Source organism: Pseudomonas sp. NPDC087598 (assembly GCF_044743525.1).
GTDB lineage: Bacteria > Pseudomonadota > Gammaproteobacteria > Pseudomonadales > Pseudomonadaceae > Aquipseudomonas.
The window spans coordinates 16,379-35,056 of the sequence record NZ_JBIUWQ010000001.1; the positions used below are offsets into that span (position 1 = coordinate 16,379).

Genomic DNA, 18,678 nt, shown 5'->3' on the forward strand with positions numbered 1-18,678 from the left:
ACTTTCCAGGCTCATCCAGCGACACGAAACGTCAGATTGATCCGTTGTTCGCCGAGGCGCGGGTGCCGGCCCTGGCGGATCGGCAACACGCCATGAAAGCGCAAGCGATCAACGCCGCCCCAGACCACCATATCGCCATGCAACAAAGGGATCCGCCGGGTCTTGTCGCTTCGGGCGAAACCGCCGAACAAGAACATGGCCGGCAAGCCCAGTGACAGCGAAACGATTGGCGCTGCGTAGGCATTTTCGTCTTTGTCCTGATGCAAAGACATCTTGGCGCCGGGGACATAGCGGTTGATCAGGCAGGAATCCGCTCTGAAATCCGCAAAACCGGCGTCCTGCGCTGCCGAATGCGCCAGATCGGCGAATACCTGCGGCATGTGCGGCCAGGGCTGTCCGCTGAGCGGATCGACGCGGGAGTAACGATAGCCGGTGCGATCAGTGATCCAGCCCAACTCCCCACAACTGCTGGTGCCTACGGACATACTGAATCCGCCCGGTGTGACCATGTGCCGGAGCGGGGCTGCGATCAGGATCGCGTCCAGCGCTGGCAGCAGTTGATCAATCAGCGGCAGGGCAAATCCGCGCAGCACCCACGATTGTTCGCCAATCTGTTCGGCGCGGGGCTGCTGTGCAGGTTCGTTGTCGGCGAACAGATCGAAAGTGTGCGGGTACATGGCGGTCATGTGGCGTCGTGGAAGATGATGCCTAGGGTATGCCTTTTTCCACTGTGCAGGCGACTGACGCCGTGACGCATGGTCACCCGGTAGTCGCCACGTCCGCCCTGGATCGGGCGTTGGTTGACGGCGAAGATCACCGCATCGCCTTTTTTCAGGTCCAGTACTTGCGGGCGGGATTGCATACGTGGACGTTGCTCGGTCAGCACGAACTCGCCACCGCTAAAGTCTTTCCCCGGCTCTGACAGAAGAACCGCTATTTGCAGCGGAAAGACCAGTTCGCCGTACAGATCCTGATGCAGGCAGTTGTAGTCCTGCGGACCGTATTGCAATAGCAGTGGAGTAGGGCGTACCTGGCCGGCGGCATGGCAGCACCGAAGAAATTCGTCATGAGTCGGCGGGAAACGAGTGGCCAGGCGCATCCGTTCGTACCAGCGGTTGGCGACTGTCACCAAGCGCGGATAAAGCGCAGTTCGCAGGCGTTCAACGACGGTGGGAAGGGGATAGCGGAAGTACTTGTATTCCCCGCGACCGAAACCGTGGCGGGCCATGATGACCTGCGAGCGAAACGGTTCGGCCTGCGGATACAGCGCGCTCAGACGATCACAGCTTTCGGCCGGCAGCAGATTGCGAATGATCGCGCAGCCGTCCTGATCCAGCGGTTGTTCCAGGCTTGCCCAATCGAGCGAATCCAGCCGGGAGGGTGACATCGACATGCTGACTCCTTTGACTCAAGGTCGAGGCAGTCAGTCTATGCACACCCTTGCGGCAGAAAACTCCGCCGCTTGCGGTCGAATTCGTGTCGGGGCGTTACAGCGCTTTGCTGACGGTAATTTCGCTGATCACATCAGTAGCGTCGTGGATCTTGGCCAGAGCATCCTTGGCTTCTTCGACGCTATTGCTTTCCAGTTGAGCGAACTCGAAGCGGCGCTCACCGTTGAGTTTGTACTTGATGACGTATTTGGTCGTTTGGGCCACGGTCATTTTTCCTGTCAGTAAAAGGCGGGCCGGCTCAGCTGAGTTTGGTGCTGGAGCGGCGGATGATCTTGATCGAATGCGTCAGCGTCGGTTTGCGCGTTACGCTGATCGCTCGACGGTTGACGGTGTCGATGGTGATGTTCCAGAAACCGGTGCTCGGCGCAGTGATGCGGGCCGGGAACGTGTCGAAAGCGCCGCCGTGGTAGGTGTGACGACCACCATTTTTGAAGCTGCGGAAGTTGGCGTCGTTCATCAGACGGATGTTGCACATTTGCGAGCATTGGATGACGACGATGTCGTCTTCGTTGAGGTGCTCGCGCTGGTGAATGAATTTCATGGGCGCCTCCAGAAGGGCTTTTTCTACAAAATCAAAACGATAGCTTTTAATTGCGCGCAGTTTATCAGCCCGCACGGGTTATTATCTGGCCGTCGGGCGTTGGTTTGACAATTTTGAACAGATATTCGCAATTGGATGCGGGTTAAATGCAGAAGGCCCCGGAGAAAAACGGCATTTGTGCTGTCGGACGGTCTTTAACGGAGGTTTTGTATGAAGTGGGGTGTGTGGTGTCTGCCGTTGGTTTTAGCAGTGGGTGGTTGTGCGAGCGTTTCCGAAATCAATGAAACGCTACCCACCATGAGCGTGATCTCCGGCAAGAAGCCCCATGAATACGCGCAATGCCTTGCGGACAAGCTGGCTGACAGCCGCGGTGCCTTGCAAATGCAACCGCACAAGGACGGGGTTCGCGTGATTGTTCCGGGCAAGCTGTCGTCAGGCCCGGCCGCCGTGTTTGATATCGAAGATCGCTCCGGTGGCAGCGCGATCAAGTTGCATGAGCGCATGTCCAATGTGCCGGTGCGCCCGCGTGATGTGCGTAACGCTGCCAATGCCTGCATTTCCGGCTGATAGACTACAGGTCATCAGCATCAGCATCAGTGCCGTCACAGTCATGCTGCGACGGCATTTTTATTTCTGGAGCCGCGATGAAGCGAGAGCAAGTACGAGAACGCCATGTAGAGGGCCTGATCTCTGCCACCCATGTCATCCAGAACCCGGCGAATTCGGGCGAGTGGATCGTGTTTTTCAAGAAAAGCGCCGGGCGCAGTTATTTCCTGGTGGACGATAACGACGAAGTCGAGTCATTCAATCGGCTCGACGATCTGATCGAAGTGGTACGCGGGCTCGGGATCAAGTTCGCTGAAATCCACATGTAGCGTCTATTTGCAGACCACCACGACGCTGCGGTTCTTGTAGTTGCCGACATCGACGCCCAGGGTCTTGTCGCTTTCCTTGGAGGCCGGCGTGCCGTCAGTGCCGACGATGCGATAACCGGTGCCGGCGCATGAGGCATCCGCCTTCTCATAACAGGTGGCCCAGGAATTGGCTTCTCCGGAGCAATCAATGGTCAGGCCCTGTTCGCCGTTGTGCAGGGTGGTCGGTTCGGACGTGGCACAGCCGCTCAATGCCAGTACCGCAATCAATGGCAAAAATCTGTTCATGTTCATGGTTTGTCGTCTTCAGCGAGGGGGGGACTAGACGCTCTGACAGCGCCAGTGTGAAAAGGTTATAGCGATTGGCCACTTGTTTGCGCATGAGCACAAAAAAGCCCTGCGCAATGGCAGGGCTTGGGGGCATGGGCAGCCGATCAGTCTTGACTCTTGCCGCGTCGTTTCGGCGCGGGAGGGGTGTATTCGAGCACCGATGCTACTTCAATCGCCATCGCTTCACTGGGTAGCGGTCCGGAAACATCTTCACCATTGCCGGCGGTGATGTGCCACTGGCCATCTTTGCCCTTGCCGACCGTATACCCGTTGATGATTTTTGCTTCGGCCATCTATCTGTCTCGTTCACTGGTTCAAAGGCGCCATGATACCGGCAAATGCTCGCATTGGGGGGCGATGAGCGTATGGTGAACCCGTCAAGCGGCATCTTTGAGCTACGCTGATTTCGCTGTCCACATTCGCCGATGGAACTATCGGCGAGAATATTTCTCTATGTTGGCATCGGTTAGCCAGTGCGGGGCATTGTAAGGTGCACGCCGCCTGATTAGACTGCGCCGAAACTCGTACACACAGCCCTTTCAAGGACTTATATGATCAAGAAATGCTTGTTCCCAGCAGCCGGTTACGGTACTCGCTTCCTGCCAGCGACTAAAGCCATGCCTAAAGAAATGCTGCCGGTGGTAAACAAGCCACTGATCCAGTACGGCGTTGAAGAAGCTCTGGACGCTGGCCTGACTGAAATCTCCATCGTTACCGGTCGTGGCAAACGCGCCCTGGAAGACCACTTCGACATCAGTTACGAGCTGGAAAACCAGATCAAAGGCACCGACAAGGAAAAATACCTGGTCGGCATCCGCAAGCTGCTGGACGAGTGCTCGTTCTCCTACACCCGTCAGACCGAAATGAAAGGTCTGGGCCACGCGATCCTGACCGGCCGCCCGCTGATCGGTGACGAACCGTTCGCCGTGGTGCTGGCGGACGACTTGTGCGTCAACCTCGAAGGCGACGGCGTACTGACCCAGATGGTCAAGCTGTACAAGCAGTTCCGCTGCTCGATCATCGCCATCCAGGAAGTCGACCCGCAGGAAACCAGCAAGTACGGCGTCATCGCCGGCGAAATGATCCGCGACGACATCTACCGCGTACCCAGCATGGTAGAGAAGCCAAAGCCTGAAGACGCACCGTCGAATCTGGCGATCATCGGTCGTTACATCCTGACTCGGGACATCTTCGACCTGATCGAACAGACCGAGCCAGGCAAGGGCGGCGAAATCCAGATCACCGACGCCCTGATGAAGCAAGCCCAGAACGGCTGCGTCATGGCCTACAAGTTCAAAGGCAAGCGTTTCGACTGCGGTGGCGCTGAAGGCTACATCGAGGCGACCAACTTCTGCTTCGAGAACTTCTACAAGACTGGCAAGGCTTACTAAGAGCGCTTGATTGTCTGTACGAAAAGCCACCTTCGGGTGGCTTTTTCTTTTTCTGCCCCGATATAAATGTCAGCGCTTGCCCAATAACCGTCTGCGGGTATGCTGATCGCCTGCCGAGGAGATAGAAATGGCCTACGATTTTGACCTTTATGTGATTGGTGCCGGTTCCGGCGGTGTGCGGGCTGCGCGGTTTGCGGCCGGTTTTGGCGCGAAAGTGGCGGTGGCCGAGAGCCGTTATCTGGGCGGTACCTGCGTCAATGTTGGCTGCGTGCCGAAAAAGCTGTTGGTGTACGGCGCGCATTTTGCCGAAGATTTTGAGCAGGCATCCGGTTTCGGCTGGAGCCTGGGCGAAGCGAATTTCGATTGGCCGACGCTGATTGCCAACAAGGATCGCGAGATCAATCGCCTCAATGGCATCTATCGCAACCTGTTGGTCAATAGCGGCGTGACCTTGCATGAGGCGCACGCGAAGATCACTGGCCCGCACGAGGTTGAGGTGAATGGCGAGCGCTTCACTGCGAAAAACATTCTGATTGCCACCGGTGGCTGGCCGCAGATTCCGCAGATTCCGGGGCACGAACATGCGATCGGTTCGAACGAAGCGTTTTTCCTGAAAGAACTGCCCAAGCGCGTATTGGTCGTGGGTGGTGGTTACATCGCGGTCGAATTCGCCGGGATCTTCCATGGTTTGGGGGCGAACGCCACGCTGCTGTATCGCGGTGATTTGTTCTTGCGTGGTTTCGATGGTTCGGTGCGCAAGCATTTGCAGGAAGAGCTGACCCAACGTGGCCTGGATCTGCAGTTCAACGCCGACATTGCGCGTATCGACAAGCAGGCCGATGGCAGTCTGAAAGCCACGCTCAAGGATGGTCGCGTGCTGGAAGCGGATTGCATCTTCTATGCGACCGGTCGCCGTCCGATGCTGGACAATCTGGGGCTGGAAAACACCGATGTGCAACTCACCGACAAGGGCTTCATCAAAGTCGACGAGCAATACCAGACCAGCGAGCCATCGATTCTGGCGCTGGGCGATGTGATCGGTCGCGTGCAATTGACTCCGGTGGCACTCGCCGAAGGCATGGCGGTGGCACGACGCTTGTTCAAGCCGGAGCAATATCGTCCGGTGGATTACAAGATGATCCCGACTGCAGTGTTCAGCCTGCCGAACATCGGCACCGTTGGCTTGACCGAAGAAGAAGCGCGCGAAGCCGGCCACGACGTGGTGATCTTCGAAAGTCGCTTCCGGCCGATGAAGTTGACCTTGACCGAGTGTCAGGAAAAAACCCTGATGAAGCTGGTGGTCGATGGCAAGACCGATAAAGTCCTCGGTTGCCACATGGTCGGTCCGGATGCCGGCGAAATCGTCCAGGGCCTGGCGATCGCGCTGAAGGCTGGCGCGACCAAGCGTGACTTCGACGACACAATCGGGGTGCACCCGACGGCCGCCGAAGAGTTTGTCACCATGCGTACACCGGTCGGCGCTTAAGCGTCTTTCGGTTTGGCTGAGTCTGGCGCTGCCGCCACGGTAGCTGCCAGACGCTGGCTTTCTTCCAGGCTCGCCTGTGTGTTGCTCAATTCCTTTTTCAGTGACTGATTCAGCAGCGTTTGCTCGTCGACGCTCTGTTTGAGTGTCTGGCTTTCCAGTGCTGCCACACGCAAACGTTCCTGGAGGAGGGTGCGTTCGCTATCGACACGGGCCGCTTGTTCAAGCAGTTGATCCTGACGTTGATTGCTGTGCTTGAGCTGGTCCTGCATCAGGCTCAGTTCGCGCTGGGTGCCACGGTTTTCCGTGAGCAGGCGCTCGTTGTCGCGGTGCAGTTGCGTGACCTCGTCCTGACGTACCAGCGCACTTTGTTGCGCTTGGCGCAGTTCTGCCTGCAATTGTTGAACCTGGCCTTCGTGGCGGCTTTGTTCCTGCTCGCGCTGCTCCTTGGTCGCGTTGCGGTAATGCTCCAGCGCATCGCGGGCATGCAGGTGCTTTTCTTCCAGCGAGCGGATCTGCTCGTCCTTGTCCTGCAAGCGCAATTCAAAGTCCGCCAATGCCTGATTCAGACCGGCATTGCGGGTCTGTTCGGTCTGCAGCATCGAACGGGTGTTGCTCAGTGCTTCGGATTCACGCTCAAGGGCGGCGCCTTGAATGTCGTGCTCGTGTTCGAGCTTTTCCAGGGCCTGACGAGTTTGTTTCAGCTCCGACTCCAGCGCTTGGCGCTGTTCCTCAAACTCCTCGCGAGCTTGCTCGATCGGCTCTTGCGCCTGTTCTTTGAGGCGTTGGGCGAGGCGAGAGATGAGGGCGGTCAATTCATCGTCGATGGGTTCAGCCGAGGCTTCAATGGGCTGAGCGCCGTCATCCAGCTCTTTCAGATAGCGATGGATCGTGGTTTTCGAGCCGGTATTGCCCATTTCAATGCGTACTGCATCGATGCTCGGGTGTTCGCCACGGGCGAGGATCGCGGTGCGCGCGATCTGCACCAGGGCTTTGGTAATGCCGCCACGGGCCATGTGAACTCCTACGTTTACGTACTGTGGTACATGCCACTAAAGTACGCAGTGTACCATGCTGAAAATAAAGTTAAATCGTTGATATAAAAGACACGGGATATACTGGTATTACCCAGTGTCAGACGGCAAAATGCGTTTCTGCACCCTTGAATCAGTACGCCAGCGAGAAAACTGCCCATGAGCGATCTGGATCGCTATCTGCAAGCCGCCACCCGTGACAACACCCGCCGCAGTTATCGCGCAGCCATCGAGCATTTCGAAGTGAAGTGGGGCGGTTTCCTGCCGGCGACGGCCGATAGCGTCGCGAGGTATCTGGTTGCCCATGCAGGAGAGCTTTCAATCAATACGTTGAAGTTGCGTCTGTCGGCGTTGGCGCAGTGGCACAACAGCCAAGGGTTTGCCGATCCGACCAAGGCGCCGGTGGTGCGCAAGGTGTTCAAAGGCATTCGCGCCTTGCATCCCGCACAGGAGAAACAGGCCGAGCCGTTGCAGTTGCAGGATCTGCAGCGCGTGATTGACTGGCTTGAGCATGAAGTGCAAACCGCCAGAGAGCAGCAGGACCGCCCGTTATTGCTCAAGGCTTACCGTGATCGCGCACTGATTCTTCTGGGATTCTGGCGCGGCTTTCGCAGCGATGAGTTGTGCCGCCTGCAAATCGAGCACGTGCAGGCACACGCCGGCAAAGGAATCACTCTGTATTTGCCGCGCAGCAAGGGTGATCGGGAAAACCTCGGCCAAACGTATCAAGCCCCGGCACTGCTCAAGCTCTGCCCGGTGCAGGCTTACATTGACTGGATCACCGAGGCGGCGCTGGTGCGCGGACCGGTTTTTCGCAGTATCGACCGCTGGGGCAATCTCAACGAGGAAGGGCTGCACGCCAACAGCATCATTCCTCTGCTGCGCCAGGCGTTGCAGCGCGCCGGCATTCCTGCCGAAAACTACACCAGCCATTCGCTGCGCCGCGGCTTTGCAACCTGGGCTCATCAAAGTGGCTGGGATCTGAAATCGTTGATGAGTTACGTCGGCTGGAAGGACATGAAGTCAGCCATGCGCTATGTTGAGGCCAGCCCCTTTCAAGGGATGGCTCGGATTACGGATAAACCGGCTTCGTCGTAGATATCGTTTTCTTCTATTAATACAGTCAGCTAATAGCGAAAACAAATCAGCAGCATCAGGTTTGCCAATGAGCCATCCGTCGAGTGAGTGGGTAGGATTCACCCCATCAACTTCATAACCACTGACGGAGAGTCATCAATGCCTATCATCAACAGCCAAGTAAAACCGTTCAAAGCTACCGCGTTCAAAAACGGCGACTTCGTTCAAGTCTCGGACGCTGACCTGAAAGGCAAGTGGTCGGTCGTGTTCTTCTACCCAGCCGACTTCACCTTCGTTTGCCCAACCGAACTGGAAGACCTGGCTGACAACTACGCTGCCTTCCAGAAACTGGGCGTAGAGATCTACAGCGTTTCCACCGACACCCACTTTGCCCACGCTGCCTGGCACAACACTTCGCCAGCCATCGGCAAAATCGAATACACCATGATCGGCGACCCGACCCACGCCATCTCCCGCAACTTCGATGTGCTGATCGAAGAAGTTGGTCTGGCTGACCGTGGCACTTTCGTGATCAACCCTGAAGGCCAGATCAAAATCGTTGAACTGAACGATGGCGGCGTTGGCCGTGACGCTTCCGAGCTGCTGCGCAAGATCAAGGCCGCTCAGTACGTTGCTGCTCACCCAGGCGAAGTTTGCCCAGCCAAGTGGAAAGAAGGCGAGGCCACTCTGGCTCCGTCGCTGGACCTGGTCGGCAAGATCTAAGTCTGTGACACGCAACTCAGGGCGGTACTCCGCACCTACTTAAGTACGCTGCACCGCCCAATAAAAACGCCCGGGCGAGATTCGCTCGGGCGTTTTTTTTCGCCTCAAATTTATTCAGGAGATCGCCCGTATGTTGGACGCCAATCTTAAAGCCCAGTTGAAATCGTACCTGGAACGGGTCACCCAGCCGATCGAGATCGTTGCATCCCTCGACGACGGTGCGAAATCCCGTGAAATGCTGGAACTGCTGAAAGACGTTGCCAGTCTTTCGAGCCAAATTACCCTGATCGACAGCGGTGACGATGCCCGCAAACCATCGTTCTCGATCAATCGCCCCGGTGCTGACATCAGCCTGCGTTTCGCAGGGATCCCGATGGGCCACGAGTTCACTTCGCTGGTGCTGGCCCTGCTGCAGGTCGGTGGCCATCCTTCGAAGGCCACCGTTGAAGTGATCGAGCAGATACGCTCGCTCAAAGGCGAGTTCAGCTTCGAGACTTACTTCTCGCTGTCCTGCCAAAACTGCCCGGACGTGGTCCAGGCACTGAACCTGATGGCCGTGCTCAATCCGAACATCCGCCACGTCGCCATCGACGGTGCGCTGTTCCAGGACGAAGTCAACGATCGCAAGATCATGGCCGTGCCGAGCATCTACCTCAACGGTGAAAACTTCGGCCAGGGCCGCATGGGCCTGGAAGAGATCCTCGCCAAACTCGACACCGGCGCCATCGAGCGTCAGGCCGAGAAAATCAGCGCCAAGCAAGCCTTTGACGTGCTGGTCGTCGGTGGTGGCCCGGCTGGTGCTTCGGCAGCCATCTACGCTGCTCGTAAAGGCATCCGCACTGGCGTTGCAGCCGAGCGCTTTGGCGGTCAGGTGCTGGACACCATGGCCATCGAGAACTTCATTTCCGTGCAGGAAACCGAAGGCCCGAAACTGGCCACCGCGCTGGAAGAACACGTCAAACAGTACGACGTCGACATCATGAACCTGCAGCGCGCCGACAAGCTGATCCCCGGCAAGAATGGCGAGCTGCACGAAGTCCACTTCGCCAGTGGCGCGACCCTCAAAGCCAAGAGTGTGATTCTGGCGACCGGTGCGCGCTGGCGTGAAATGAACGTGCCGGGCGAGCAGGAATACCGCAACAAAGGCGTGGCGTACTGCCCGCACTGCGACGGTCCATTGTTCAAAGGCAAGCGTGTGGCGGTGATCGGCGGCGGTAACTCCGGCGTTGAAGCGGCCATCGACCTGGCCGGTATTGTCTCCCACGTAACGCTGCTGGAGTTCGACGTGCAGTTGCGTGCCGACGCCGTGTTGCAGCGCAAGTTGCACAGTCTGCCGAACGTAACGGTGATCACCAGTGCGCAAACCACTGAGGTCACTGGCAACGGTGAGAAGGTCAACGGCCTGCGCTACAAGGATCGCAACACTGACGAGCTGCGCACTGTCGAGCTGGAAGGGATCTTTGTGCAGATCGGTCTGCTGCCGAACACCGACTGGCTCAAAGGCACCATCGAGCTGTCACCGCGTGGCGAGATCATTGTCGACAACCGTGGTGAGACGTCGATCCCGGGGATCTTCGCTGCGGGTGACGTGACCACCGTGCCGTACAAGCAGATCGTGATCGCGGTGGGCGAGGGCGCCAAGGCTTCGCTGAGTGCTTTCGATCACTTGATCCGCACTTCGGCGCCGGCGTAACCGTAGGGCCATAAATGAAAAAACCCGTGAGCGATCACGGGTTTTTTTATACCTGAGACAAATCCAAATGTAGGAGCGAGCCTGCTCGCGAAAGCGGTGTGTCATTCAACGATCATGTTGGCTGACCGGACGCCTTCGCGAGCAGGCTCACTCCTACAGGGGGATTGTGCTGTCAGTTACAACGGCGTTGGCTGAATGATCTCGACCCAATAACCATCCGGATCCTTGATGAACGCCAGGCTCTTCATGCGGCCATCGGTCAGGCGCTTCTGGAAGTCGCAGCCCAACTCTTCAAAGCGCGCGCAAGCGGCAACGATATCCGGCACCGAGATGCAGATGTGGCCGAAACCACGCGGATCAGTGTTGCCATTGTGATAGGCAAAATCAGCATCGTTTTCGGTGCCGTGGTTATGCGTCAGCTCCAGAATGCCTGGAATCGATTTCATCCATTCGGTGCGGGCAGCGGCGTCGGCCGGGATCTGCGCCTTGTCGACCAGGGCGAGGAAGTACAGGCTGAATTCGGCTTCCGGGAAATCGCGCTTTTCAACCAGCGAGAAGCCCAGTACGCGGGTGTAGAAATCCAGGGACTTGGTGATGTCCTTCACGCGCAGCATGGTGTGGTTGAAAACGAAATTGCGGGTTGCGCTGTCTGGGGTGGCGGTAACGCCGGGGAAAGTGTTCAGTTCGTGCAGGCTCATGGGCCCTCCAATAACTATGGGCGAGTGAATGGACGCAATGATACGCATGCCTGCCGGCATCGCCAAATGAAAGGGCGGGCTTGCCCTGCGCCCGGGCGGGGCTCAGACTTTATGGCTCAATCCGCGAGTGTGTCCGGCAATGATCCGACTGTGCAAAACCCTGTTAGTTTTCTTTGGTTTGTCTCTTGTCTCGGCTACGGTGCTGGCCGATGCGCCGAGCATCACCTGGCCCGCCGGTTGGGAAGTCGAGGCATTGCCTGATACTACTGCGCAAGTTTCCAGGCAGCGCGCGGTCAAGAACGATGCCGATGGCAATCAGGTCATGGTGATGGAGCTGACCATGACTCAGGTCGAAAGTGATCATCAGGTCAACTTGCAAGGCGTGCTGCTGGAGATGCGTAAATCGGTCCAGAAGGACTTTTTTCAGGGCGGCTATCAAAGTGTCTGCAACAAGGTGCATCCGGCGACCCTCGGTTCATTGCCCGCGCTAGAGACGACTTGCACGGTGACCGAAAATGGCCGGCACGTGTTATCGCAAACGCTCGTCGCGGCAGTCGAAGCGGATAAGGCTTATGTTCTTTCCTATGCCGGTCAGGCCGAGATTTATAAGGCAAGCGCCGACGAAATAACGGCGGCTAGAAACAGCTTGAAACTTTAAACGTCTGTTCTCTTCGCAGCCCGGTTAGATACCCGAAGGGATTAAGCACAAAGTTAAAGGTTGGCCTTCGCTCGCAACAGGATGCAGCAAAATGTTTAGGTTTCTGGCTCAGTGACGTTACAGAGAAATCGCAACTTGCTCGATGAAATTCATTTCATTTGTTAGATATTGTCAATAAAAAAGCCCTGCATCGTGCAGGGCTTCATGTTGGCGAGGGATTAACCGCGCAACCAGGAATCAACGGTAGCGGCACCGTATTGTTCCTTCCAGGCCTTCAGGCCGCGGTGGTTGCCGCCCTTGGTCTCGATCAGTTCGCCGGTATGCGGGTTCTGATAGACCTTGACCACGCGAGCGCGGCGGGTTTTAGGCGCTGCAGACGCTTGCAGAGCGGATTTTGTCGGGTTCGGATCGAGAATGGCGATGATGTCTTTCAGGCCTTTGCCGTAGTGTTTCATCAGCCCCTGGAGCTTTTCTTCGAATTCGATTTCTTTCTTGAGCCCGGCATCGTTCTTCAGCGATTCCAGCTGCTTGAGCTGTTCCTGAAGGGCCTTTTCAGCTGCACGAAATTCAGCGAGTCTGGACAATATCTTTACTCCAATAGTGTATTTGGCTGATACCAACCGCAAACAAAGCTATAAGCCAAGAGCCTTGTAGCGACTCGGTGATAATTGGCTCACCTGCCAATCTTTGCGCAGGCAAGAAAAATTGTAGTTGTTAATGCGTCTGGAGTAAATCCTGATGTTGTCTTCATGTAACAGCAGTGGTCTTTTGTATCAATTTGGTGCGTCTTGTCAGCCGGTCTGCGCTTTATCCCTTTTAGTTAATGGTGACTTAATGCACTAATGAAGTCTGCTGCCGGCATGGGTTTGCCGTACAGATAGCCCTGCAGAAAGTTAACGTTATGCGCGGTCAGATAATCGGCCTGCGCCTGAGTTTCGACACCTTCGGCAACAATGCCCAGATCAAGCTTGGCCGAGAGTTCGATGATGGTGTCGAGAATATGCCGTGAGAGCGCATCGATGCCGATCATGGCGACGAAACTCTGATCGATCTTGAGGAAGTCCACATTGAATTTGCGCAAGTAACCCAGGCTCGAATGCCCGGTGCCGAAGTCGTCGATGGCGATCTTCACACCCAGGGCGTGCAGTTGCTCAAACAATTGTCGCGTGGTGTCGGTCGGCTCGATCAGCTCGCGCTCGGTCAACTCCAGCACCAGGTTGACGCTGCCGGGCGCGAAGGCAGTGAGAAACTCCCGGCAGTCCTTCACCAACGCCAGGTCCTGACAATGGCTGGCGGTGATGTTGATGCCGATGTGAAAGGGCGTAGTGAAGCTCGATGATTGAGGTCCGAGCAACGCTGCGGTCTGCCGCATCAAGGCGCGGGTCATCGGCACGATCAATCCCGAATGTTCGGCAAACGGAATAAACAGATCCGGGCGCACCAGCCCCTCTTTGGGATGATTCCAGCGCATCAGTACCTCGGCGCCCGACCATTGCTTAGTGTCGCCGTGAACCACTGGCTGGAAATAGGGAATGAACTCGCCGGCCTCCAGCGCGCGGAGCATTTCATGGCTCGGCGAGGTGGAACGCTTCTGCAAGACATGACCGATCGCGCCTGAAATCACTCCAAAAAAAATCAACAGGCTGAGCAATGGCGGGTATTCGTCGGCCATAAAGCGCCAGGTCTCACCCTTGGGAAATCCCGCCGACACACTGAACGCATAGCGCGACGAATTGAGCACGCTCTGCGCGACTGGCAGTGCGGGGAGGGCACCCTGATGAACTTTGCCATCGGCGGACAGCCAGTTGTCGCCTACTTGCAGTAATAGCAGCGTCTGCCGGCCGATCAAACGCAATATGTTGCTCAGGTGATAGCCGTCCAGCGTCGTCAGTGCACCGCCGCGACCTTCACTGAGTCGATACACCAGCAGCGCGGTATTGGGCGTGACCGGATTGCCGTTCATCAACCACAACTTGCCCTGGTTGTAGTCACCCGCGTTAACGGCTTCCTTATAGTCGCCGAACAACGAGCTGCAATAGAGGTTGTCGTCCCACACCAGATTGGTCGAGCGCACGAAAGGGCGGCGAGTTACTTGCTCGCGCAGCGCCAATTTGACGTCTTCACACGATTGTCCGGCCAGCGGCAGCAACTCCCGGGCGGCCTGCGCGGTGTTGTCGAGCATCAACTCGAACTGGCGCAACGCTTCTTCGGCGGTCAGCTGCGAACTCTGCTGGAGCGTGCGCTCGGCCTGCATGTAAAGAATCACGCTGCCCAGCAACACCGGAAGCAGGCCGCTGAGCAGTGTTACGGTGATGCGGGCGCTGCGCTTGCGGCGGGGTCTGACGGTTAACGGCATGGGCGCATCCTGTCGCAAAAAAATGAGAACTCTCGAATGCCGACCGGGCAGTGGCGCATCGGGGGAAAACGGTTCAGCCAATGGGATGATAGATGGCCGATAACACTTGCGCCGCTCAGCGCTGGTTCATCCGTGTAGCCATATCAATAAAGGCCAGTGTTGCGGGTGAGGCCTGACGTTGGTCGAGGACGGCAAGGCCGATCTGACGTTTAACGCTTGGCGACAGCGGTATTGCTACGTAGCCGCAATGTGGCGAGTCCGGTAGCGAACCTTCTGCGACCACCGTGATAGCGTCGCCCCGGCTGACCGTGTCGAGCGTGCTGAGCAATTGCGAGCAGCGATAGCGAATATTCGGTGTCAGGCGTGCCGCGTTGAACAATCGTGATACCAGCTCTGACGACCCGGCCTCGGTCAAGATGAACGGATCGGTGCAAAGCTCTTTCAGGCTCAACTCGGTTCGCGTGGCCAAGGGATGGGCGATAGGGAGGAGGGCAACCATTTGATCTTCGATCAACGCAAAGGTATCGAAACGCTCTTCGGGCAGCACCACGAAACCGACGTCGATACGGCGCTCTTCCAGCCACTGCATGACTTGCCGGTCCGGGCCTTCATCCACGTGTACTTCGATGCCCGGATGGGCTTCGCGATAACGCCGCAGGATCTCTGGCAGTAACTTGATCGATGAGGTCGGGCCGAATGAGCCGATACGCAACGTACCGCTTTTCATGCCTCGGGCATCGGCGGCCTCCTGGCGCAGGGTATTGGCCAGTCCGAGCATCGCCCGGGCGCGCAGCAATAATTGCTCACCAATATCACTGAGCTCTACCTGTGACTGATGCCGGCGCAGCAGTTCGACGCCGAGTTCCTGCTCCAGCGATTTCATCGCATGGGACACCGCCGACTGTGAAATTCCCAGGCGATGGGCCGCGAGGGTAAAACCACGAAGCTCGGCGACCAGCGAGAATATCTCCAGCTGCGTGAGGGTCATGAGTAATTGCTCATTTTACGATGATGAAGAATGAGATGAATGATAACGCCATCCTCAAGCGATTTGGTTTGGAGTGTCATGCGTAACGTAGAGCAAACCTGTACAACCCCATCCGACATGCCGGTCTATCTGGTGCTGGCGGTCGTGACCATGATCTGGGGCGGGACATTCGTCGCCGGGCGATTTCTGGCCGGCGGCCTCAGCCCGGTTTTTGCCGCCAGTCTGCGTTTCTTGCTGGCCAGTGCCGCGCTGCTGGGTTTCTTGTGGATCATGCGGATTCCGTTGGCGCGCCCCACGCTACGGCAATGGCTGCAACTGACACTGCTGGGCTTCTGTGGCATCTTTTTCTACAACCTGTGCTTCTTTTATGGCTTGCAGTACATCAACGCTTCGCGAGCCTCGTTGATTGTCGCGTTGAACCCGGCGATGATCGGCCTCGCATCCTGGGCATTGTTCAAGGAACGCCTGGGACGCGTGAAAGTCGCGGGTATTGCGATCTGCATCCTCGGCGCCGGTTTGGTGATTGTCAGTCGCAATCCGCAACTGCTGGCCACAACGCCCGACGCGTGGATCGGCGATCTGTTGATTCTGGGGTGCGTTTTTGGCTGGGGTGTTTACTCGCTGTTTTCCCGCAGTCTCAACCAGACGCTGGGCTCGGTGCAGACCGTGACGTATTCGATCCTTATCGGCACGTTGATGCTCTGGACGCTGGCAGCGCTGCGCGGCGAAGTCAGTTGGACCGCCCTGACAGAACTCGGCACGCCGCAGTGGTCGAGCCTGATCTACCTCGGTGTTTTCGGCTCGGCGCTGGCTTACATCGGCTACTACGAGGGCATCCGCAAAATCGGTGTAACACGTTCAGGCGTGTTCATCGCCCTGAATCCATTGACCGCCGTGATCTTCGGCGCACTGCTGCTCGGTGAGCAATTGACGCTGGCCATGTGCCTGGGCGGGGTGTTGATCCTGGCGGGCATCTACCTGTGCAACAAACCCCTTGCACCCTCGCCAGAAAAGCGGATTTTATAGAGAGAGCAGACAAGCCTATTTACGCTGTGTAGAATCGGGTTACGCATACAATAATAATCGTCTTCTGGCAGCAGAAGCCTCGCCCGCTAGAGCCTTGGGTCGACAATGAAGATATTCGGGTTTCAACTGATCTACGGTGACTTCCTCGCCCGCAGTGTGCGTGGCATCTCCTGCGCGCCACCCTTCGGTCTCAGCATTTACTGACAAATAACCCTGGTTAATTGATAAGAAATGATGAGGCGCCACCATGGCAGATTTATACGAAAACCCAATGGGCCTGATGGGCTTTGAATTCATCGAGCTCGCTTCGCCGGTCCCTGGCACCCTGGAGCCGATCTTCGAGATCATGGGCTTCACCAAAGTCGCGACCCACCGCTCCAAGAACGTGCACCTGTACCGTCAGGGCGCGATCAACCTGATCCTCAACAATGAACCGAACAGCGTTGCTTCGTACTTCGCGGCTGAGCACGGCCCGTCGGTGTGCGGCATGGCGTTCCGGGTCAAGGATTCGCAAAAGGCCTACAACCGCGCACTGGAACTCGGCGCTCAGCCGATTCACATCGAAACCGGCCCGATGGAATTGAATCTGCCGGCGATCAAAGGCATCGGCGGCGCGCCGCTGTACCTGATCGACCGTTTCGGCGAAGGCAGCTCGATCTATGACATCGACTTCGTGTTTATCGAAGGCGTTGACCGCAACCCGGTCGGTGCCGGCCTGAAGATCATCGACCACCTGACGCACAACGTGTATCGCGGTCGCATGGCCTACTGGGCGAACTTCTACGAGAAGCTGTTCAACTTCCGCGAAATCCGTTATTTCGACATCAAGGGCGAGTACACCGGCCTGACCTCGAAAGCGATGACCGCACCGGACGGCATGATCCGCATCCCGCTGAACGAAGAGTCGTCCAAGGGCGCCGGGCAGATCGAAGAGTTTCTGATGCAGTTCAACGGCGAGGGCATTCAGCACGTTGCGTTCCTCACTGATGACCTGATCAAGACCTGGGATCAACTGAAGAAGATCGGCATGCGCTTCATGACCGCGCCGCCGGACACCTACTACGAAATGCTCGAAGGCCGCCTGCCGAACCATGGCGAGCCGGTTGATCAACTGCAGTCGCGCGGCATCCTGCTCGATGGTGCGTCGGAGCAGGGCGACAGACGTCTGCTGCTACAGATCTTCTCGGAAACCCTGATGGGCCCGGTGTTCTTCGAATTCATTCAGCGCAAAGGCGATGATGGTTTCGGCGAGGGCAACTTCAAGGCACTGTTCGAGTCGATCGAGCGTGACCAGGTGCGCCGTGGTGTACTGACCGCCGAGTAAACAAAAAAGCCTGGCTTCGGCCAGGCTTTTCAGATCAAAAGATCGTCCGAAGGCGCGGGCCGCGATCGGACGATCTTTTTGCTTTTAAGGCCGTCGCTGGCGCATCAAATGTTTAAACCCTTCAAACACCAACACCACAACCGCCAGCCAGATCGGAATGTAGGTCAGCCATTCTCCTGACTTGATGCTCTCACCGAGCAACAACGCCACACCGAGCAGCAACACCGGCTCAACGTAACTCAACAAACCAAACAGGCTGAACGGCAGCAAACGGCTGGCAATGATGTAAACCACCAATGCCGAAGCGCTGATCAAGCCGAGTAATGGAATCAGCCACAACAGCCCCGGGTATTGATCGAACACGCCAAAACCCTGATCACCGCCGTGCACGAACCAGTAAGCCACCGGCAACATCAAGGTCATGTCGACCCACAGGCCGCCGAGATTGTCAGTCTTCAGGTATTTGCGCAGCACGAAATAGAGCGGATAGCCGATCACCACCACCAGGGTCGCCCAGGAAAATCCACCGACCTGATACAACTCGTTCAACACGCCCAGGCTTGCGAAAAACACGGCGATCTTTTGCAGGTAAGACAGGCTTTCGCCGTAGGCAATCCGACCGGTCAGCACCATGGCCAGTGGCAACAGGAAGTAGCCCAGCGACACATCGAGGCTGTAACCGTTGAGCGGCGCCCACATGAACAGCCACAACTGCACGCCGAGCAAAGCTGCCGAGACGATCAGTCCGGCGATCAATTTCGGCTTCGCCGCCATCAGGCGCACCAGCTCCAGCACCCGCCGCCATTCACCGGATACCAGCATGAACACGGTCATGCACGGCACCGTCAGCAGCATCCGCCAGCCAAAGATTTCCATGCCACTCAACGGGGTGAGCAACGAGGTGTAGTAATACATGACGGCAAACAGCACCGAGGCTGAAACCGATAAAGCGATACCTTTAGACAAACTGTCCTCGCGGGTGGGTGATCAAACGGGGCGCGAAGGATACGTGGTTTTTGTGCTGAATAATGGC

General features: G+C 57.1%; 22 protein-coding genes. 10 read left to right on the forward strand and 12 right to left on the reverse strand.

The window, feature by feature from the left end:
- Window positions 1-11 precede the first annotated feature (11 nt).
- From alkB to ACIOWE_RS00100, 4 genes are all read right to left on the reverse strand, one after another.
- On the reverse strand, window positions 12-677 hold the full coding sequence (alkB, locus tag ACIOWE_RS00085; RefSeq protein ID WP_401386451.1) for a DNA oxidative demethylase AlkB: 666 nt from the start codon (window positions 675-677) through the stop codon (window positions 12-14).
- 5 nt (window positions 678-682) lie between these two features.
- Window positions 683-1,393, reverse strand: coding sequence for a 2OG-Fe(II) oxygenase (locus ACIOWE_RS00090; RefSeq protein ID WP_401385755.1), 711 nt, complete (start codon window positions 1,391-1,393; stop codon window positions 683-685).
- Window positions 1,394-1,487: 94 nt separating this feature from the next.
- Window positions 1,488-1,655 (reverse strand): hypothetical protein, encoded by a 168-nt coding sequence (locus tag ACIOWE_RS00095; protein WP_177431470.1) that lies wholly within the window; start codon window positions 1,653-1,655, stop codon window positions 1,488-1,490.
- Window positions 1,656-1,689: 34 nt separating this feature from the next.
- Window positions 1,690-1,992, reverse strand: a complete 303-nt coding sequence (locus ACIOWE_RS00100) for a DUF1883 domain-containing protein (protein WP_007912251.1) — start codon at window positions 1,990-1,992, stop codon at window positions 1,690-1,692.
- Between the two features lie 210 nt (window positions 1,993-2,202).
- Between ACIOWE_RS00100 and ACIOWE_RS00105 the strand changes: the two genes are divergently transcribed.
- Window positions 2,203-2,559, forward strand: a complete 357-nt coding sequence (locus ACIOWE_RS00105) for a hypothetical protein (protein ID WP_401385758.1) — start codon at window positions 2,203-2,205, stop codon at window positions 2,557-2,559.
- A 77-nt stretch (window positions 2,560-2,636) separates the two neighbouring features.
- On the forward strand, window positions 2,637-2,867 hold the full coding sequence (locus ACIOWE_RS00110) for a hypothetical protein (protein WP_103307170.1): 231 nt from the start codon (window positions 2,637-2,639) through the stop codon (window positions 2,865-2,867).
- A gap of 3 nt (window positions 2,868-2,870) precedes the next feature.
- Here ACIOWE_RS00110 and ACIOWE_RS00115 read toward each other — a convergent pair whose 3' ends face one another.
- Window positions 2,871-3,152, reverse strand: coding sequence for a hypothetical protein (locus ACIOWE_RS00115; protein WP_401386454.1), 282 nt, complete (start codon window positions 3,150-3,152; stop codon window positions 2,871-2,873).
- A 146-nt stretch (window positions 3,153-3,298) separates the two neighbouring features.
- Complete coding sequence (locus tag ACIOWE_RS00120) at window positions 3,299-3,487, reverse strand: hypothetical protein (RefSeq protein ID WP_401385761.1); 189 nt, start codon at window positions 3,485-3,487, stop codon at window positions 3,299-3,301.
- 258 nt (window positions 3,488-3,745) lie between these two features.
- Here ACIOWE_RS00120 and galU point away from each other — a divergent pair, with 258 nt between their 5' ends.
- Both galU and gorA read left to right on the forward strand, forming a co-directional pair.
- Window positions 3,746-4,585: a UTP--glucose-1-phosphate uridylyltransferase GalU gene (gene galU, locus ACIOWE_RS00125; RefSeq protein WP_401385764.1), complete on the forward strand. Its 840-nt coding sequence runs from the start codon at window positions 3,746-3,748 to the stop codon at window positions 4,583-4,585.
- A gap of 127 nt (window positions 4,586-4,712) precedes the next feature.
- On the forward strand, window positions 4,713-6,071 hold the full coding sequence (gorA, locus tag ACIOWE_RS00130; protein ID WP_401385767.1) for a glutathione-disulfide reductase: 1,359 nt from the start codon (window positions 4,713-4,715) through the stop codon (window positions 6,069-6,071).
- On the opposite strand, the gene ACIOWE_RS00135 is transcribed toward gorA, so the two are convergent.
- Complete coding sequence (locus ACIOWE_RS00135; protein WP_401385769.1) at window positions 6,068-7,084, reverse strand: DNA-binding protein; 1,017 nt, start codon at window positions 7,082-7,084, stop codon at window positions 6,068-6,070. The two genes, gorA and ACIOWE_RS00135, sit on opposite strands and share 4 nt — an antisense overlap.
- 177 nt (window positions 7,085-7,261) lie before the next feature.
- Here ACIOWE_RS00135 and ACIOWE_RS00140 point away from each other — a divergent pair, with 177 nt between their 5' ends.
- The 3 genes from ACIOWE_RS00140 (at window position 7,262) to ahpF (ending at window position 10,595) form a co-directional block, all read left to right on the forward strand.
- On the forward strand, window positions 7,262-8,200 hold the full coding sequence (locus tag ACIOWE_RS00140) for a site-specific integrase (RefSeq protein ID WP_401385772.1): 939 nt from the start codon (window positions 7,262-7,264) through the stop codon (window positions 8,198-8,200).
- Between the two features lie 138 nt (window positions 8,201-8,338).
- Complete coding sequence (gene ahpC / locus ACIOWE_RS00145) at window positions 8,339-8,902, forward strand: alkyl hydroperoxide reductase subunit C (protein ID WP_007912224.1); 564 nt, start codon at window positions 8,339-8,341, stop codon at window positions 8,900-8,902.
- Between the two features lie 130 nt (window positions 8,903-9,032).
- The gene (ahpF, locus tag ACIOWE_RS00150; protein ID WP_401385775.1) at window positions 9,033-10,595 is read left to right on the forward strand and encodes an alkyl hydroperoxide reductase subunit F; all 1,563 of its coding nucleotides are present in this window, start codon (window positions 9,033-9,035) and stop codon (window positions 10,593-10,595) included.
- 176 nt (window positions 10,596-10,771) lie between these two features.
- On the opposite strand, the gene gloA is transcribed toward ahpF, so the two are convergent.
- The gene (gloA, locus tag ACIOWE_RS00155) at window positions 10,772-11,293 is read right to left on the reverse strand and encodes a lactoylglutathione lyase (protein ID WP_103307162.1); all 522 of its coding nucleotides are present in this window, start codon (window positions 11,291-11,293) and stop codon (window positions 10,772-10,774) included.
- Between the two features lie 139 nt (window positions 11,294-11,432).
- Here gloA and ACIOWE_RS00160 point away from each other — a divergent pair, with 139 nt between their 5' ends.
- Window positions 11,433-11,951: a DUF4946 domain-containing protein gene (locus ACIOWE_RS00160; RefSeq protein WP_401385777.1), complete on the forward strand. Its 519-nt coding sequence runs from the start codon at window positions 11,433-11,435 to the stop codon at window positions 11,949-11,951.
- A 218-nt stretch (window positions 11,952-12,169) separates the two neighbouring features.
- Here the strand turns inward: ACIOWE_RS00160 and ACIOWE_RS00165 are convergent, their stop codons facing one another.
- The 3 genes from ACIOWE_RS00165 to ACIOWE_RS00175 all read right to left on the reverse strand — a co-directional run bounded on the left by ACIOWE_RS00165 (window position 12,170) and on the right by ACIOWE_RS00175 (window position 15,295).
- Complete coding sequence (locus ACIOWE_RS00165) at window positions 12,170-12,535, reverse strand: histone-like nucleoid-structuring protein, MvaT/MvaU family (protein ID WP_201238036.1); 366 nt, start codon at window positions 12,533-12,535, stop codon at window positions 12,170-12,172.
- Between the two features lie 236 nt (window positions 12,536-12,771).
- Window positions 12,772-14,307, reverse strand: a complete 1,536-nt coding sequence (locus tag ACIOWE_RS00170) for an EAL domain-containing protein (RefSeq protein ID WP_401385780.1) — start codon at window positions 14,305-14,307, stop codon at window positions 12,772-12,774.
- A 115-nt stretch (window positions 14,308-14,422) separates the two neighbouring features.
- Window positions 14,423-15,295 carry a LysR family transcriptional regulator gene (locus ACIOWE_RS00175; protein ID WP_401385783.1) on the reverse strand — a complete coding sequence of 291 codons (873 nt, stop codon included), beginning with the start codon at window positions 15,293-15,295 and terminating at the stop codon, window positions 14,423-14,425.
- A 78-nt stretch (window positions 15,296-15,373) separates the two neighbouring features.
- Here ACIOWE_RS00175 and ACIOWE_RS00180 point away from each other — a divergent pair, with 78 nt between their 5' ends.
- Window positions 15,374-16,321: a DMT family transporter gene (locus ACIOWE_RS00180; protein WP_401385786.1), complete on the forward strand. Its 948-nt coding sequence runs from the start codon at window positions 15,374-15,376 to the stop codon at window positions 16,319-16,321.
- 247 nt (window positions 16,322-16,568) lie between these two features.
- Complete coding sequence (gene hppD, locus ACIOWE_RS00185; RefSeq protein ID WP_201238039.1) at window positions 16,569-17,645, forward strand: 4-hydroxyphenylpyruvate dioxygenase; 1,077 nt, start codon at window positions 16,569-16,571, stop codon at window positions 17,643-17,645.
- 84 nt (window positions 17,646-17,729) lie between these two features.
- Here hppD and rarD read toward each other — a convergent pair whose 3' ends face one another.
- Window positions 17,730-18,611, reverse strand: coding sequence for an EamA family transporter RarD (rarD, locus tag ACIOWE_RS00190; protein ID WP_401385789.1), 882 nt, complete (start codon window positions 18,609-18,611; stop codon window positions 17,730-17,732).
- Window positions 18,612-18,678 lie beyond the last annotated feature (67 nt).